The sequence below is a fragment of the Pseudalkalibacillus sp. A8 genome (assembly GCF_045920555.1).
GTDB lineage: Bacteria > Bacillota > Bacilli > Bacillales > Fictibacillaceae > Pseudalkalibacillus.
The window spans coordinates 4,332,606-4,348,346 of sequence record NZ_CP174509.1 but is presented as its reverse complement, the minus strand read 5'-3'; the positions used below and the strand labels follow the sequence as shown (position 1 = coordinate 4,348,346).

The window sequence follows — 15,741 nt, the reverse complement described above, 5'->3', positions numbered from 1 at the left end:
AAAACGAGTATAACAAAATGTTATACTCGTGAAGGCTGATCAACTAAACACTTGGTTATTTTTGGGGTTCTGTATCAATCAAGACTCTTCCCAGGCTAAGCCAGTTTTCCTCTACTAATGAACATGCCAAACTGCTATCCTTCGACATACAAGCTGAAATGATTTCATCATGCTGCTCCACAGATTTAAACCCATCAATCGTACTGAACTTTGAGAATTCCAATCTCCGGACTTTTGGGAGAACACGCTCTAAAGCCAATTCGATTTCCTGGTTATCTGAAGCATCCAAAATGATTTGATGAAATTGATCATCTGCTTCAACTGCGCCTAGTACTTCTTTTTCTTCTATAGCTTTACGTAACAGTTCATTTTTTTCTTTCATTCGTACAATATCTTCTTTAGATAATAATGGAGCAGCCAGACGTGCAGCTAAACCTTGTAAAGTCGCTACCACCGTAAAGGATTTTTTAGCCTCCTCTAAATTGATTTCGGTAATCCGTGTTTGTGAGCCGGGAAGTGATTCGACTAGACGTTCGTCTTCCAGTCTTTTGAGTGCTTCTCTAACAGGTGTGCGGCTAACGCCAAATTTGGTTGCTAAATCTTTATCCTTAATCCGCTGACCGGGTTCTAGTTCCAGTGTGATAATCGCTTTCTTTAAAGAATTATATACCTGATCTCGTAGTGCAGGCCTTGAAATTGTTTTTATCATTTTCATAAAACAAATATATCAATTCAACCATAAAAGTCAAGATGACTAAAAGGAGTTTAGTTTATATACTTAAAAGTTGTATATAGAAAAAATCTATCTCTAACATAAAAAAGACTCTCCCAAATCATAATCTAGGGAGAGCCTTTTTGGTTCATTGTTCTCTTTCTAGTGGAAGGGTACAGCATCTAAAGGATCCACCTGATTTAATAATCTCAGAGAAATCAACTGGAAGAATCAGATACCCTTTTGATTCCATCACTTGGTTCAACCTATCATTCTGAAGAAGACTGATGACTTTTTTGTTACCGATGGAAAGAACGTTCGGACCCATGTGAAACTTCTCTTCCTTCGATATAGGAATTACATCGAAATGGGATTTGATTTTTCTCAAATCCTTTTCTGTAAAAGCCGGAGGATAAACGAGTGCTGTGTGTTCACTGATGATGTTGAATACACAATCCAGGTGGAGGGTATCCTTCCTAAGTGTTATGGGTTCAATGCGGTAGGAAGGAAGACGGTTTTGAAGATTTCCAATTGCCCGAAATGACGTTCGTCCACTCTTTCCAATCCAGATGGTTGAGCCATCGATTACGACATCGCCACCTTCGATGGAATGAGGAAGACCTTCTTGATATGGTAATGAGTTTTCTTGTAACCAGGCTTTAAGAATAGCTGTTTCATCCTTTCGAACCTGTTCACCCATCGAGCTGATGAATAGCTGATCATGAATCGTAAAAGCAATGTCCCTTGTAAATACCTGCTCGTGTAACCTGGGGTTTGGAGGAAGTTCGTTGACTTCAACATCATGCTCCTTCAGTACATCTACAAACGCCTCATGTTGTTTTAAGGCAAGTGAAGTATCGATGTTCGTTTCTTTATAGTGTTTTTGAGTTTCATTGATCGCTTTTGTAATCTTCATAAAGGTAGGTTTTACCATAAGCACTTTTTTGAGAGCTGTGTATTCTGTATTACAATGAATGCTGCTGCCTACTGCCATTCCCTTCATATCCATAACCTCCGTCTCGACGATATTTTACATTTCCCTGTGCGCAATACCGTAAAACCCTAAAGATTACCTTATTTACATTTCACCAGTGCAACTGTCTTTATGGTGAAAAGGGCATTTACCTTCTATTGGATTAATGTCATCCCCAATAAACGATTGTTTCCATTCATTGTGATCCGGGTCACCATAATGGCTGATATCAGGGTGGGTAGGGAGCCCGTCCCATTTTTCCACACGTACTCTTACTTTTTCACGGGACATGATGCCACCTTTTTCTGTTCCTTCGAGTCCTTGAAAAATGACACGAGGTTGAAATCCTAAAATCAAACTGTTCCCCAAATTCCTCGTTTTTCGCTGCTTATATGCCGGTGCGTTTCCAAAGGTGAAAATTGGTTCACCGGCAAAATGGAAATCCCACAGGAAGTGTTCAGGGTCTTTTGGGGCTTCATGCGGCCATGGAAAACGATCATTATCATGCAAATACTGAAGAATGTCCCAGAAGTAAGAGCGATAGTACTCAAGGGATTTCTCAGTTTTTTCTGGTTCTACGAAAATGAATAGTCCGTGTCTTTTCGCTTCAGGTTCATCGAATAGGCTTAGGAAACTCTCCACTGTCGCTGGTAAGTGATCCCGTTTATCATGTTCAATATAAGTATAACGTAGTTCGCCTTTTCGCTGTCCGTTCCTTCCGAAAAAACAAGGGAAGGTTGGGTCATTTACAATTTGACTGAAGGTATTATATTCATTTTGAAACCAATCCGGGAGATTGTTCCCCTGTTCTATAACTTCCTTAGTTAGCAGGTAGGCCGTCTCTTTTTTAAGCATGGTTCGTCTCCTTTTATAACAAGTAGTATGATTATGCTGAATTGATCAGGGGTATTCGTTGAAGTACTATTACCTGATTAATTGTCCTTAAAACATGCTGTTTAAAAAAGGATAGAATTAGAAAAAAAGAGCTTGGAAGTTCAATTCCGAGCTCTTTCTTAGCTTTTAATATATAATCCTCTGATATACATCCTTGTAAGGTTATGAACAATATCTTTTACTGATGCTTGAAGTTCACCGCGGACGATTTCCCATAAATACATCTCATTTGAAAAGAACCAACCTCTTGCTACCAGGTGTGCATCTACATCTTTCCGGGTTAACCCCTTTTGTTGTGTAAACGTAATATCATTAGTAATCCCTTTGATGAAACGCTCCCGGATTTTTTTCCATTTGTTTTGAACAGGAAGTGATGCGCCCATCGCTTCTTCTACCACCTTCAAAATCTGATCCTCCTTTTGAGCCATTTCTAAAAACATACCTGTTTGCTTTTGAATGAGTTGTTCTGCTTCTTCCACAGTTTCCGGTTTGAAAGGAAGCTCTGCAATGTCATGAAACTTCTGCATGACGTCTTCCATAAGCTCAATCAGAATGTCATCTTTGTTTTTGAAATGTACATATGCGGTACCGTAGCCAGTATCTGCTTTTCTAATGATTTGGGTGACGGTTGTCTTCTGAAAGCCCTGGTCGATGAATATGAGTTCTGCAGCTTTCAGTAGATTTTTACGTGTTTTGACCGACCGTTGTTGTCGGCTTGTGAGCTCTTGGTTCTTTGAATTCATACGATTTCATCCCTTTTATCAATGTGCCTTTTATTTTAAGCATGAGGGGGAGAAGTTGTCAATGACATCATGTCATTGACACTTTGTCAGTAAGGAAGGTATAGTTAAAATAACAATCTGTTAAAGGAGTCGATATCCTATGGGTAATCAGTCTTTTGATACCTCTCTAAATTATGCAAAAAAGCTTGATCAGCAGGATGACCTCTCATCCTTTCGTGATGAATTTTATGTAAAAGAAGATACGATTTATTTGATTGGAAATTCACTAGGCCTTTTATCCAAGCGTTCAGAAAAAGCATTATCTGAAACCCTTGAGTCTTGGAAGGAATATGGGATTGATGGTTGGACCGAAGGGGAGCAACCATGGTTTTACATGTCTGAAAAGTTAGGGGAAATGTCGGCTCCGCTTGTCGGTGCAAAGCCTGAAGAAGTGATTGCAACAGGCTCCACGACGGTCAACCTCCATCAGCTGGTTTCAACGTTTTATTGTCCATCTGGGAAAAAGACGAAAATTTTGGCGGATGAATTGACGTTCCCTTCAGACATCTTCGCACTCCAAAGTCAATTGAAACTGAAGGGGTATGATCCCGCTGACCATCTGATACGTGTAAAAAGCCGTGATGGAAGAATAGTAGAAGAAGACGACATCATCGAAGCAATGACAGATGAAGTAGCATTAATCATGCTGCCGAGCGTCATGTATCGAAGCGGACAAGTGCTTGATATGAAGCGTTTGACAGAAGAATCACATAAACGCGGTATCATCATTGGGTTCGACTTATGCCATTCAATCGGTGCTATCCCTCACGCTTTAAATGATTGGGGAGCAGATTTTGCGTTCTGGTGCAATTATAAATATGTCAATGCTGGTCCTGGAAGTGTCGCTGGAATTTATGTAAACGAAAAACATATCGGGAAAACACCTGGACTCGCTGGATGGTTCAGCTCGGATAAAGACAAGCAGTTTGATATGGACCATCAATTGACGCCAGCCCAATCGGCAGGAGCATTCCAAATCGGAACGCCGCATATGTTGAGTTTGGTACCATTGCTGGGGTCTTTGGAAATTTTTCAGGAAGCTGGAATCGAACGGCTGCGTAAAAAATCACTGCGATTGACACAGTACATGATGGAGCTTATCGCACACGAATTAGCTGATCATGGGTTTTTAATCGGGAATCCATTAGAAGATCATCGAAGAGGTGGTCATATCTATCTGGAGCATCCAGAAGCTGCCCGAATATGCAAAGCATTGAAAGTGAATAAAGTGATGCCCGATTTCCGCAATCCGAATGGCATCCGATTAACACCTGCCGCACTATACAACACCTTTGAAGAAGTGTGGAATGCCATCCAGGCGTTGAAGAGGATCATGGATGACGAAGAATACAAACAGTTTGAAAATAAACGCGGTGTCGTTGCATAAATGTATCTGAGGAGAAAGTGAGTGGTGAAAATGAGGAACAACCATGAAGAGGGAAAAGGGAAATACGTAACCGAAAAGGGGATCCATACTGATTTTGATAACAATATGACCTATGGGGAGTACTTGCAGCTCGATCGCCTTTTATCCAGCCAAACAAGTTTATCCGGTCATCATGACGAAATGCTGTTCATTGTCATCCACCAGGTCAGTGAGTTATGGATGAAAATGATTTTACATGAACTGAATTCAGCGATTGATTCTATTCGTGAAGGAGAGTTACAACCTGCCTTTAAAATGCTCGCACGCGTATCAAAAGTACAGTCGCAGATCATCCAGGCATGGGATGTACTATCAACGCTTACGCCTAGCGAATATCTAGAGTTCCGTGACAAGCTTGGGCAAGCGTCTGGATTCCAATCTTACCAGTACCGTATGATCGAGTTTGCACTTGGATACAAAACGCCGCATGTACTGCGGATTTATCAGAAGGATCCAGAGCTCCATGCACGTTTGAAGGAAGCATATGAAGCACCGAGCATTTATGATGTTGCAATCCAAGAACTCTCAAAAGCCGGGTTTGATATCAATCCAGAATTATTGAAGAGGGATTATTCTGTGACCTACGAAGGAGATCCTTCGGTGAAAGCCGCATGGGTTGAGGTGTACCGTAATGTAGATCAATATTGGGATCTTTATCAATTAGCAGAAAAATTGGTCGATATTGAAGATTGGCTTCAGCAGTGGCGATTCCGTCATATGAAAACGGTAGAACGAATCATCGGTCATAAAATAGGGACAGGTGGGTCATCTGGAGTGTCTTATTTGAAAAAAGTACTGGACCACCGTTTCTTCCCAGAACTTTGGGACATCCGGACAGAGTTGTAATAAAGTTTGCGAGAGCATGCGATCCAATGTGGATTGCATGCTTTTTTGTATGGTGGAAGGGGAGAAGGGATTTCGGTGCAATTTTGAAATATATCGTAGCAAGTGTAGAATATTTCGGTGCAATTTAAATTTAATTCGGTGCGAATTTGGAATAAATCGGTGATTTTTAAATTACCCATACTCTTAATGTTAAGTCAACCTTACAATATTTTTATCAAATAAAAGAAAAGATGGTTTAAAATGACAATTTCAAATCGAGTGAAGGAGCTTAGAGCAAGGTTCAACACAACACAGTCGGATTTAGCGGAAGCGGTCGGTGTCACCAGACAGACGATTGCTGCATTGGAAAAAGGAAGTTATATTCCTTCGTTACTTTTAGCCATGCAAATCTCGAAGTATTTTAACCAACCAATTGAAGAGATCTTTTTTGAGGAGGAAGATGAATGAACATTTGGCGGAATGCAATCATGACAACCATAGTCATCATTTTGTTCGGGTGGGGGATGATCGTTTTATATGAGGCTCAGATACAGTTTGCGGAGATTGTGAAAAATCCTGAACCGCCCTGGGAAGTCACTATTTCTGCAATCCCGATCCTTGCAGTAATTGTCATAGGTGGGATTCTGACGTTTGTTTCTTATAAGGTAAATAAAAAGAAATACCAATCATGGAAGAAGGCATTGTTATTGCCTCCTGAACTTGAAGAAGCAGATGAGCGTGAACAGTATATCACCGGGCAAGCTTGCCGTAATTCCTATTTTGCCATGTGGTTCGGAACCCCGCTCATAACAGCTTTGATGTTATTTTATCCATTTGTCTCGGATACGTTGCCTTACTACCCAATGCTTATCATATTGGTCATGCCTCTCATTCAAATTTTCACGTATGTTATTTCAGTAAGACGAAGTTATTAAGGCCTCCAACACAAATAATTCTCCTTTCCATGCATATAGATAGAAAAAACAGGAGGGGCACATATGGTTTACTGGATAGATGTTGCGTTAAAAAAACATCAGTTGAAGTTATTCGATGCTAGTAAACTCATCAAGTCATATCCCATTGCAGTTGGAAAGATGCTGACCCCAACTCCGACGGGCGAATATACGATCATCAATAAACAGCCAAACCCAGGGGGTCCATACGGTACGATGTGGATGGGGTTGTCGAGGCCAGGTTATGGTATTCATGGTACAAACGATCCATCATCGATTGGGAAGGATGTTTCGAAAGGCTGTATCAGGATGTATAACAAAGATGTGAATGAATTGTCCAGATTAGTGCCGATTGGTACAAATGTCTGGATCCATAATTAAAATGGGCTGACACTTATTGATATGATCCCCACATAGTAGACAGAAAAAAGAAAGCACATTAATCTGTCTATTATGGAGGGGATTTTTCTATGGGGAAAATGAGACAATCATATGATGTTGCATTTAAGAAAAAAGTAGTGGATCTATATATTAAAGATGGTATGGGCTACGATACGGTTGCGAAGGAAGTAGGTATTTCTAGTTCAGTTGTACGTCGTTGGGTTCAACACTTTGAGGCAGAAGGAATAAAGGGTCTCGAGGAAAAGCGCGGGAAAGCAAAAGGACCTGGGAAAGGCAGACCAAGAACCCGTCCTGAGGATCCAGAAGAGAAAATCAAACGATTAGAAGCCGAGAATGAAATGTTAAAAAAGTTCTTAGGGAAGTAAAAGGGGGTATGGAAGCCGTATCAACAGGTACTAAGTATAAAGTGATTCAAGATATGTCCAAGAAACAATACCCTGTCCAACTTCTATGTGAACTTGCAGGGGTATCAAGGGGCGGATATTACAAGTGGTTAAAGCGTCAGGAAGCCCCCTCTTCTAAACAGTTAGAGGATGATAAAATCAAGAAGTTAATCATAAAGTGTCACACAAAGCTCAAGGGGATTTATGGTTATAGAAGGATACATGTCTGGCTTAAGTCGGTACACAATTTACATATGAATCATAAACGGGTTCAACGCTTGATGGGTGAATTGGGAATAAAAGCCATCATAAGAAGAAAACGGCCCTACTACGGAAAGAAGGAAGCTTATGCCATCTCAGAAAACCATTTGAACCGAGATTTTAAAGCCTCTAAGCCAAATGAAAAATGGGTAACAGACATTACATACTTAATTTTTAATGGACAAAGATTGTATTTATCGGCTATTAAAGACTTATACAATAACGAAATCATCGCATATAAAATCAGTCAAAGAAACGACCTTCAACTAGTAATGGATACAGTAAAAAAGGCAAGAAGAAAACGGAGTGTAAAAGGAATTATCCTTCATAGCGATCAGGGATTCCAGTACACCTCAAAACAATATAACCAACTGCTTAAAAAATACAAAATGAAAGCGAGTATGTCTCGAAAAGGAAACTGTTGGGATAATGCTTGTATGGAGAACTTTTTTAGCCATTTTAAAACAGAATGTTTTCACTTATACTCTTTCCGAACCTCTGAAGAGGTTAAGTTTGCCGTCCACCAATACATACGATTTTATAATCACCAGAGATTTCAAAAGAAATTAAACAACCTGAGTCCCTATAATTATAGAGCTCAGGCTGCTTAAAAATGCTTTTTAATTTCTGTCTACTTGACAGGGGTCACTTCATATGGGTCAGCCCATTTTATTTTAAGCTCTATACTTTAAGGGGGAAGTCAGTATGGAGCTTAACCAGCAATCACTTGATTGATGATTTTCGTCGGTTCTATTTTACTTGGATTCTTACCTGTTTTCTTCGTTTCTTTAATCGATAAATGGCTTTCAAATTCATTGAGGTAGCCTTTTTCACCCATTAAGTAAGTTTCCTGCCACTTATTCTTTTTCGCTTTCTTTTCGATTTTATTGCTTAAGTTCTTCAGCCAACGATGCTGGTTTGCTTCAAAACGTTCTTGGAATTCGTCCCTTTTATTCGTATTAGCACCTGAAATTGCGGCATCAAATGGACCTTGATGTTCCCGCCAATCCTCTGTATCCGGATCGAACGTGTAATGGAATTCATCGATTAGAACGCCCATTTCGGTCTCCAATACTGTTGCATCCTCTTTATTGATGACAACAATACCGCTGTAAGGATAGTTGTTCTGCAAGTCTTCAAGCTGATCGAGTACTGGTTTCTCTTCCCAGTGGAATGACGTTTCAATCGGTACCTGTAAATCTTCCATCACCCATAATGTTTCATCTGGGGTCGCAAACAGAACTAGGCTTCTTTTCAGCTCACGCTCTCTACCGGTGATTCGTTTATAAATCTTATCCTTCAATTCTCTATAGCCTTTCAGTTCATCGTGGTCATTTCTCATTTCATCGATGTATTCTTCAAATTTGTTAAGACCGTTTTTCAGTTTGATTTTCCATTCCCCGCCTTGTTGGTCGGCACTGCTTCGGTCTGTATTCAAATACAAGGATAGGATCTTTTGTGATCCGGCTGTTCTCTTTTGCTGTAATTCTTTTAGTTTTTCGGAGAATCTCATTGATCAAAGCCTCCAATCTAAGTATTGAATCTACTATTCTTTTTTACCGTTTTTGACAAGATTCAAACGTTAAAAATGGAGGCGGAACAACAGCTTGAAGGCTTAGTGGCCGATATGCCAGAGGATTAAGAGATAGAAGGAATAATACTAGCCGGATAGTAGGTCTACTAATAATGGAGAAATTGATAACTTAGTAAAAAAATCAAAGAAAATCATGAGCGATAAAAGGTTTAACCCTATCACTTGTGGTATCCTTTTTATCGGAATTCATGTATGTGTTACGACATTTTTAGATATATCTACCAATCCATTTAGTTTTCATTATTCTATGCTACGCTCTTGTGGACAACTGCCAGAGATAAATTTCTGGCTCCCTAATAAGATTGGAAACTATTAATTAAACCTCGGTATCACCTGCTCCTGAACTACCCGAATAAATCGGTTCACAACTGGCTGTTTATTCTCCTTATGCCATGTCATCGCTGTGATCTTCGGATAGTGCTTATTGAATGGTAAATAAACCACATCATCCAGTTTAATAAACTGAGTATACTCAGGCACAATGACAATGCCGATCCCGGCTGCCACCAACGATACCATTGTATGCTGCTCTTTTGCCGTCTGAACAATGTTGGGGGTGAAACTTGCGTCCTCAAATATATTCTTAATCGCATCATAATAGCCATGCCCTTCTTGTTTAGGTGGCATAATGAAGTTTTCCATCGCTAATTCTCTAGCATCAATTTGTGTTCGCCCTTGGGCTAGGAGATGATTCTTGGGAAGGCAAACCACCAGTTTTTCCTCCCGTATCGTTTCAGTAATGAGATTGGGGCTTTCAATTGGAGGGACTAGTAATCCAACCTGAATTTTTCTTTCTTCTAAAGCTTTAATTTGTTCAGATGTTGTGAGCTGCTTCAAGTCTAAGGTTAGACTTGGGAAGTGTTGATTGCAAGAATGTATAATGGTAGGAAGTAAGTCAAACACGGCTGAACCACTATACCCTAGTGTCAATTCCCCAATTTCTCCTCGATCTATACTTCTTGTCTCCTCACAAGCGTAATCTAGGTAGTTGAAAATATTATAGACTTTTTCTAGAAACAACTTACCAGCTTCTGTAAGTTCTACTGATCTGTTCGTGCGGTGAAATAGCTTTACCTGTAACTCGTTTTCAAGCTGTTTAAGTTGTTGACTTAGAGGCGGCTGGGAGATGTTTAACTTTTTGGCTGCTCGTCCAAAATGTAGTTCTTCTGCAATCATTGTAAAATATTTCAAATGACGAAGTTCCACCGAATCACATCCTGAATGATATTTTCTAGATATCAATAATAGATAATAATATATTATACCAATTACTCCGCTAATGATAAGATGAAATTTAGATAATTCATTATATTTTGACAAAATTTTATATAAAGGATGTGAATGGATGCGACTCTCTATACCAGAAAGCGAGATCAAATCTAGACAAAGTAAATTATTTTCTTCCCTACAGGAAAAAGGTATTGATGCCGCGATTTTATTTAGTGCGACGGATATTTTCTATTTAACAGGTTTTAATTTTCGCCCATCCGAACGACCGATTGCTTTTTTCATAGACCCTCAAGAAAACACACACCTACTAATTCCGCATTTAGAAAAAGAGCATGCCGAAGAATATGCTTACGTTCAAAACGTTCATTATTACCCTGAGTACCCAGGTGTACGACATCCAATGGATTATATGAAAAAAAGTTTAATAGATGCGGGTTTTCAAAATAAAGTGATTGGACTAGATACAGAAGGGTACAGCTCGCCAAAAGGCTATAAAGGCAGTAATGTAACAGACCTGATTGACGGACAACAATTTATATCTATAAAGGGTTGGATAGAGGAACTTCGACAGATTAAGTCGATTAATGAGATAGAGTTAATAAAAGAATCCTGTCGATGGGGAAATTTAGCTCATCGACTACTTCATAAATACAGTAAAGTAGGTTTAAGCGAAATTGAAATTTCGGGGCGAGCCACACTTGAAGCCACTACAACGATGATTGAAACACTAGGTAAAGAGTTTCTACCTCACGGCGAACCTACTCATGCTTTTTATCGCGGTCAAATTGGACAACATTCCTATTTTCCACACTCACAGACACAGAATTTAATCTTAAAAGAGAGAGACAATGTTGTTTCTCAGTCCGAATCTACCGTTTGGGGCTACAGAAGTGAGTTGGAGAGAACGATGTTTGTTGGCGAAGTGAGTAAAGAGCAAGAAAAATATTATCGTTTAGTTCAACAAGCTCAAAAAATTGCAGTAGACAGTATTAAGCCAGGACAGCCATTTAGCTATGTGGAGAAAAACGTAAGGGATTTCTATAAAGAGAATAATGTGGAACATCTGACTCTACATCATACTGGTCATAACATCGGTTTACTTAATCATGAAGCTCCTTTCTTTGATCTAGGAGATGAAAGGATTATGCAGCCTGGTATGGTAGCTACTGTTGAGCCGGCATTATATGTTAAACATATTGGAGGGTTCCGAAATTCGGATACCATTCTAATCACAGAGGAAGGGTTTGAATTTTTAACATATTATCCTAGGGATTTAGAGTCATTGATCATTCAGTAGAATTACAAATTTATATAAAAAATGAGAGAGGATGAAAACTTGTGAAAAAGTTTAGTTTTTTTCTATCTATGACGGTTCTGTTAGTTATGTTGGCAGCCTGTGGGGGAGATAATGCCACATCAAGTGAAACCAACTCTGAGCTTGTTGTTGGAGCATGGGGCGGTGACTATCAGCAGTTCATGACAGATTTTGTAAATCCGGGATTTGAAGAAGTGAATAGTGATACAGAAGTCGTGTATGTACCTGAGGATGCACCTTCACGTTTGACGAAGCTTCGTGTTGAAAAAGAAGGAGATGGAACCTTTGATGTGGTTCAGTTGTCGTACGATACGATTCAAGAAATGATTGATGAGGGTATTATGATGGAATTGGATTATAGTAAAATTACTAATTCTAAACATATTAAACCAAACTTAGAGAATCCTTATTTTGTTCCACATATCTATAGTGCTGGAGTTCTTCTTTACAACGAAAATATAGTAGAAGAAGAGCCTACTTCATGGGAAGTGTTGTGGGATCCAAAGTATAAAGGGAAAGTTGGCATTTATGTAGACGTATTTGATAGATGGTTGTATGCTGCTGCTACTCTAGAAGGAAACGCGGAATCTATGGAGTGGGATAAGAGCTGGGACAAGTTTATCTCTATAACAGAAAATGATCCTAAGTTTTACACGTCTCAAGAAGCTTTGGGTACAGCCTTGCAAACAGGGGAAATTGCATTAACTATTGGTTGGAAGTCCCGTGCCGTACAATGGAATGAAGCAGGTGGAGACCCAATTGGTAATGTGATTCCTCAAGAGGGAACATACCCAAGAATTTATGGTGGCGGAATTCCAGCTAACGCTCAAAATGTAGATGCAGCTTATGATTATTTAAATGCTATGCTAGAGCCGGAATCCCAAGTAGAATTTGCGGCAAATATGGGATATGACACAACGGTAGTCAATGCCAAAATGTCAGAAGAATTAATCGAAAATGTAGGTTTTTCTGAAGAAGAAACGGAACTTGTAAAGTCTATTGACTTTGGCTATGTATCTGAAAATTATGCAGCATGGAAAGATAAATTTGATCGAGAGATTGCAAGTAAATAATAAAAAAGAATCGGGAGGGGGAATTTTGTGTCCCAAAACAGAAAACGAAGCAGATTTGAAATAGGAACGCTAATTGCTCCTACAACCATCCTAATTACGATTATGTTCCTGCTACCTCTGATTTATTTTTTAAGAGTCAGCTTCAATCAAAATATACTAGGCGGATTCATGGAGTCCGCCTGGACCATTGAGAATTACATTGGATTTTTCACGGACCCGTATTTCCTAAAAATTCTATGGAATACCATCTATATTTCTATAGCAGCAACCATCCTCACGTTTGTGATGGCATTTCCGGTCGCCTATATTTTAGCTAGAATGACGTCTAAATGGAAAAGGGTATTAATCGCGCTCGTTGTCTTTCCGCTTTTGGTCGGGAACATTGTCCGAGATATTGGTTGGATTGCTTTTTTCAGTGAAAATGGTCTAGTGAATAGAATTTTGACGCAAATAGGACTTACAGATGGTCCTGTTCAATTTTTGGAGACACCACCAGCCGTTATTATTGCGATTGCGAATGTGGTACTGCCGTATATGATTTTATCCATTCAAGCTGTTATAGAACGAATCAATCCAGCGTTAGAAGAGGCTGCGATAGATTTAGGTGCATCTCGATGGAAAGTGATTCGTACGGTTGTGATACCGATTGCGACGCCAGGTATTCTAGCCGGAACACTTTTTGTATTTATTCTTTCTATGAATGCTTACACTACACCTCTCGTTATTGGTGGAACAAAAGTTCAAATGATGGCCCCTGCATTATATGCCCAAATCACAGAAGTATCCAATTGGCCAATGGGATCTGCAATGGCGATTATCCTGATTATCATCACACTTCTTTCATCCATTCTGTACTTAAGAGTAATCGAACGAACTACATCTGGTAGCAATAATACAACCACAACGGAGGTGAAAGGATGATGCAACAATCCAAATGGTTAACCTTTTTGAAATGGATTCCGATCTTTTTAATCTTTGGTTTTATTGTACTGCCCGTGTTTATGGTCGTATGGATATCCTTTTTCTCAACTTCTTTAATTACCTTTCCTCCTAAGGGATATTCATTTAAATGGTTTGTGGAGCTTTTACATCACCAAGAGTTTATGAGTTCTTTCTTATTAAGTTTGAAGGTGTCCTTTTTTGCGATGATTATCTCATTAGTGTTGGGATTACTCGGTTCAATTGCCCTAATTCGATATGACTTTAAAGGAAGGAAAATCTTAGAGCTTTTATTTTTATCTCCGTTAATTGTTCCTACAATAATTACAGGTATCGGAATCTATATTTTCTTATTTAATGCGGAACGATTAATTGGGATTGACATGGTGCCAAACCTATGGGCGCTCGTTACGGCCCATGTCATCATTTGTATCCCGTGGACCGTACGTTTAATTTCTGCAGGACTCTTAAGTATTAATCCATCCTTAGAAGAAGCTGCAATCGACTTAGGTTCAACAAGAACCCAAGCATTCGTAAAAATTGTTCTACCCAACTTAAGACCTTCAATAATTGCTGCTGCGATTCTATCCTTTATTCATTCATTTAACAACTTAGAGATCAGTTTGATGTTAGTAAGACCCGGAGAGTTAACGTTACCAATTGAGATCCTAAACTATGTATTCTGGAAGGTAGATCCATTAATCGCTGCCGTTTCAACAGTTCAAATTATATTAATTGGTATCTTAATGTGGATTGCCAACAAGTTTATTAGTATCGGGAAAGTATTTTAATCAATAAAACATATTAGATAGCTGGGGGTTTTTATGGAGAATAGGTTAGCAAAACTATCAAATTGGCTTAAGGACGAAAAAGTAGAATTTGTGTTTATTAATTCGGTAACGAATATTTACTATTATACAGGGTTTACATGTAAACCTTATGAACGCTTAGTTGGATTATTGGTGTTTTCAGAAGCCGATCCAATCATCATTTGCCCCAAACTTGAGGAAGAACAAGTTATCCAAACAGGCTGGACCTATAGGATCATTAGCTATCAGGATAATGAGAATCCGTGGGAAATGATTCAGGAGTTCTTTGCTCGGCAACGATTAACTCCGAAAACCTATGCCATTGAGGAATCGGTTTTATCTTATGAACGAAGCCAAAAGCTTCAAGGATTATTTGCCTCCGCTTCCATCGTGCCGGCTGATGAAGTGATGAACCAAAATCGGTTGATTAAAAGTGAACAAGAAATTGAAGCAATGATTAAATCCGCCAAGATTGCTGAGTATGGGATGGAAGCCGGTATTCAGGCTTTACGTGAAGGAATTACAGAAATTGAATTGGTTGCTCATATCGAATATGAACAAAAGAAAAAAGGTGTTCGGCATATGGCTGCACCGCCCATGGTGTTATTTGGTAAAAACAGTGGGCATCCACATGGAAAGTCGGGGGTTCGGAAGTTAGAAAAAGGGGACCTTGTGATGTTTGATCTTGGTGTCATTTTAGATGGGTATTGTTCAGACATTACGAGAACCTTTGTTTTTGATAGCGTATCAGAGCAAAAAAGAGAAATTTATGAAACAGTATTAGAGGCTAATCGTCAAGCAATTGAAAGCTGTAAGCCTGGCATGACGATTGGAGAAATTGACCGGATTTCGAGAAGAGTGATTACAGAAGCGGGGTATGATGATTATTATCCGCACCGCGTGGGTCATGGAATCGGTCTTGAAGGTCACGAATATCCATCTCTACATCAAGACAACGACAACATTTTACGGGAAGGAATGACCTTTACAATTGAACCAGGTATTTATATTCCAGAAATCGGCGGTGTTCGAATTGAGGATGAGGTTTTAGTCACCAAGGACGGTTATAAGCTGTTAACTCAATACCCTAAGGAGCTGCAGGTTATTGAAGGGAATTCTTCTGGAATCCAAGAGGGCGCTTAGTTTAAATATATTTCGAACGTAAGGAGC

At 39.3% G+C, this 15,741-nt stretch carries 18 protein-coding genes; 12 read left to right on the top strand and 6 right to left on the bottom strand.

Annotated elements, in window-relative coordinates:
• Positions 1-55 precede the first annotated feature (55 nt).
• From ACJROX_RS22330 to ACJROX_RS22315, 4 genes are all read right to left on the bottom strand, one after another.
• Positions 56-715 (bottom strand): GntR family transcriptional regulator, encoded by a 660-nt coding sequence (locus ACJROX_RS22330; protein ID WP_408007401.1) that lies wholly within the window; start codon positions 713-715, stop codon positions 56-58.
• 145 nt (positions 716-860) lie between these two features.
• A complete protein-coding gene (locus ACJROX_RS22325) occupies positions 861-1,715 on the bottom strand; it encodes a dimethylarginine dimethylaminohydrolase family protein (RefSeq protein WP_408007400.1) in 855 nt (284 codons plus the stop codon).
• Between the two features lie 75 nt (positions 1,716-1,790).
• Entirely contained in the window at positions 1,791-2,540 is a 750-nt protein-coding gene (locus ACJROX_RS22320) for a YqcI/YcgG family protein (protein WP_408007399.1), read from the bottom strand.
• Between the two features lie 158 nt (positions 2,541-2,698).
• The gene (locus ACJROX_RS22315) at positions 2,699-3,322 is read right to left on the bottom strand and encodes a TetR/AcrR family transcriptional regulator (RefSeq protein ID WP_408007398.1); all 624 of its coding nucleotides are present in this window, start codon (positions 3,320-3,322) and stop codon (positions 2,699-2,701) included.
• A gap of 139 nt (positions 3,323-3,461) precedes the next feature.
• Between ACJROX_RS22315 and kynU the strand changes: the two genes are divergently transcribed.
• From kynU to ACJROX_RS22280, 7 genes are all read left to right on the top strand, one after another.
• Positions 3,462-4,748: a kynureninase gene (gene kynU, locus ACJROX_RS22310; RefSeq protein ID WP_408007397.1), complete on the top strand. Its 1,287-nt coding sequence runs from the start codon at positions 3,462-3,464 to the stop codon at positions 4,746-4,748.
• 30 nt (positions 4,749-4,778) lie between these two features.
• On the top strand, positions 4,779-5,633 hold the full coding sequence (kynA, locus tag ACJROX_RS22305; protein ID WP_408011736.1) for a tryptophan 2,3-dioxygenase: 855 nt from the start codon (positions 4,779-4,781) through the stop codon (positions 5,631-5,633).
• A gap of 240 nt (positions 5,634-5,873) precedes the next feature.
• Positions 5,874-6,080 carry a helix-turn-helix transcriptional regulator gene (locus ACJROX_RS22300; protein ID WP_408007396.1) on the top strand — a complete coding sequence of 69 codons (207 nt, stop codon included), beginning with the start codon at positions 5,874-5,876 and terminating at the stop codon, positions 6,078-6,080.
• A complete protein-coding gene (locus ACJROX_RS22295; protein WP_408007395.1) occupies positions 6,077-6,547 on the top strand; it encodes a hypothetical protein in 471 nt (156 codons plus the stop codon). Before ACJROX_RS22300 ends, ACJROX_RS22295 begins: the two co-directional genes overlap by 4 nt.
• 63 nt (positions 6,548-6,610) lie before the next feature.
• Complete coding sequence (locus ACJROX_RS22290) at positions 6,611-6,946, top strand: L,D-transpeptidase (protein ID WP_408007394.1); 336 nt, start codon at positions 6,611-6,613, stop codon at positions 6,944-6,946.
• 89 nt (positions 6,947-7,035) lie between these two features.
• Complete coding sequence (locus ACJROX_RS22285; protein WP_408007393.1) at positions 7,036-7,332, top strand: transposase; 297 nt, start codon at positions 7,036-7,038, stop codon at positions 7,330-7,332.
• An 8-nt stretch (positions 7,333-7,340) separates the two neighbouring features.
• A complete protein-coding gene (locus tag ACJROX_RS22280; RefSeq protein ID WP_408007392.1) occupies positions 7,341-8,222 on the top strand; it encodes an IS3 family transposase in 882 nt (293 codons plus the stop codon).
• Positions 8,223-8,323: 101 nt separating this feature from the next.
• Here the strand turns inward: ACJROX_RS22280 and ACJROX_RS22275 are convergent, their stop codons facing one another.
• Both ACJROX_RS22275 and ACJROX_RS22270 read right to left on the bottom strand, forming a co-directional pair.
• Positions 8,324-9,124 (bottom strand): VLRF1 family aeRF1-type release factor, encoded by an 801-nt coding sequence (locus tag ACJROX_RS22275; RefSeq protein ID WP_408007391.1) that lies wholly within the window; start codon positions 9,122-9,124, stop codon positions 8,324-8,326.
• A 393-nt stretch (positions 9,125-9,517) separates the two neighbouring features.
• Positions 9,518-10,411 (bottom strand): LysR family transcriptional regulator, encoded by an 894-nt coding sequence (locus ACJROX_RS22270; RefSeq protein ID WP_408007390.1) that lies wholly within the window; start codon positions 10,409-10,411, stop codon positions 9,518-9,520.
• 139 nt (positions 10,412-10,550) lie between these two features.
• Between ACJROX_RS22270 and ACJROX_RS22265 the strand changes: the two genes are divergently transcribed.
• The 5 genes from ACJROX_RS22265 to ACJROX_RS22245 are packed head-to-tail and all read left to right on the top strand — an operon-like array spanning position 10,551 to position 15,714.
• Positions 10,551-11,732, top strand: coding sequence for a M24 family metallopeptidase (locus ACJROX_RS22265; RefSeq protein WP_408007388.1), 1,182 nt, complete (start codon positions 10,551-10,553; stop codon positions 11,730-11,732).
• Between the two features lie 41 nt (positions 11,733-11,773).
• Positions 11,774-12,823, top strand: a complete 1,050-nt coding sequence (locus ACJROX_RS22260) for a PotD/PotF family extracellular solute-binding protein (RefSeq protein WP_408007387.1) — start codon at positions 11,774-11,776, stop codon at positions 12,821-12,823.
• Between the two features lie 27 nt (positions 12,824-12,850).
• Positions 12,851-13,744 carry an ABC transporter permease gene (locus ACJROX_RS22255; protein WP_408007386.1) on the top strand — a complete coding sequence of 298 codons (894 nt, stop codon included), beginning with the start codon at positions 12,851-12,853 and terminating at the stop codon, positions 13,742-13,744.
• Positions 13,741-14,553: an ABC transporter permease gene (locus ACJROX_RS22250; RefSeq protein WP_408007385.1), complete on the top strand. Its 813-nt coding sequence runs from the start codon at positions 13,741-13,743 to the stop codon at positions 14,551-14,553. Before ACJROX_RS22255 ends, ACJROX_RS22250 begins: the two co-directional genes overlap by 4 nt.
• 33 nt (positions 14,554-14,586) lie before the next feature.
• On the top strand, positions 14,587-15,714 hold the full coding sequence (locus ACJROX_RS22245; protein ID WP_408007384.1) for a M24 family metallopeptidase: 1,128 nt from the start codon (positions 14,587-14,589) through the stop codon (positions 15,712-15,714).
• The last annotated feature ends 27 nt before the right edge of the window (positions 15,715-15,741 follow it).

What these genes read in the sequence shown, in the direction of transcription:
- ACJROX_RS22330 (WP_408007401.1), bottom strand. Translation starts at nt 715, where the DNA reads ATGAAAATGATAAAAACAATTTCAAGGCCTGCACTACGAGATCAGGTA.
- ACJROX_RS22325 (WP_408007400.1), bottom strand. Translation starts at nt 1,715, where the DNA reads ATGAAGGGAATGGCAGTAGGCAGCAGCATTCATTGTAATACAGAATAC.
- ACJROX_RS22320 (WP_408007399.1), bottom strand. Translation starts at nt 2,540, where the DNA reads ATGCTTAAAAAAGAGACGGCCTACCTGCTAACTAAGGAAGTTATAGAA.
- ACJROX_RS22315 (WP_408007398.1), bottom strand. Translation starts at nt 3,322, where the DNA reads ATGAATTCAAAGAACCAAGAGCTCACAAGCCGACAACAACGGTCGGTC.
- kynU (WP_408007397.1), top strand. Translation starts at nt 3,462, where the DNA reads ATGGGTAATCAGTCTTTTGATACCTCTCTAAATTATGCAAAAAAGCTT.
- kynA (WP_408011736.1), top strand. Translation starts at nt 4,779, where the DNA reads ATGAGGAACAACCATGAAGAGGGAAAAGGGAAATACGTAACCGAAAAG.
- ACJROX_RS22300 (WP_408007396.1), top strand. Translation starts at nt 5,874, where the DNA reads ATGACAATTTCAAATCGAGTGAAGGAGCTTAGAGCAAGGTTCAACACA.
- ACJROX_RS22295 (WP_408007395.1), top strand. Translation starts at nt 6,077, where the DNA reads ATGAACATTTGGCGGAATGCAATCATGACAACCATAGTCATCATTTTG.
- ACJROX_RS22290 (WP_408007394.1), top strand. Translation starts at nt 6,611, where the DNA reads ATGGTTTACTGGATAGATGTTGCGTTAAAAAAACATCAGTTGAAGTTA.
- ACJROX_RS22285 (WP_408007393.1), top strand. Translation starts at nt 7,036, where the DNA reads ATGGGGAAAATGAGACAATCATATGATGTTGCATTTAAGAAAAAAGTA.
- ACJROX_RS22280 (WP_408007392.1), top strand. Translation starts at nt 7,341, where the DNA reads ATGGAAGCCGTATCAACAGGTACTAAGTATAAAGTGATTCAAGATATG.
- ACJROX_RS22275 (WP_408007391.1), bottom strand. Translation starts at nt 9,124, where the DNA reads ATGAGATTCTCCGAAAAACTAAAAGAATTACAGCAAAAGAGAACAGCC.
- ACJROX_RS22265 (WP_408007388.1), top strand. Translation starts at nt 10,551, where the DNA reads ATGCGACTCTCTATACCAGAAAGCGAGATCAAATCTAGACAAAGTAAA.
- ACJROX_RS22250 (WP_408007385.1), top strand. Translation starts at nt 13,741, where the DNA reads ATGATGCAACAATCCAAATGGTTAACCTTTTTGAAATGGATTCCGATC.
- ACJROX_RS22245 (WP_408007384.1), top strand. Translation starts at nt 14,587, where the DNA reads ATGGAGAATAGGTTAGCAAAACTATCAAATTGGCTTAAGGACGAAAAA.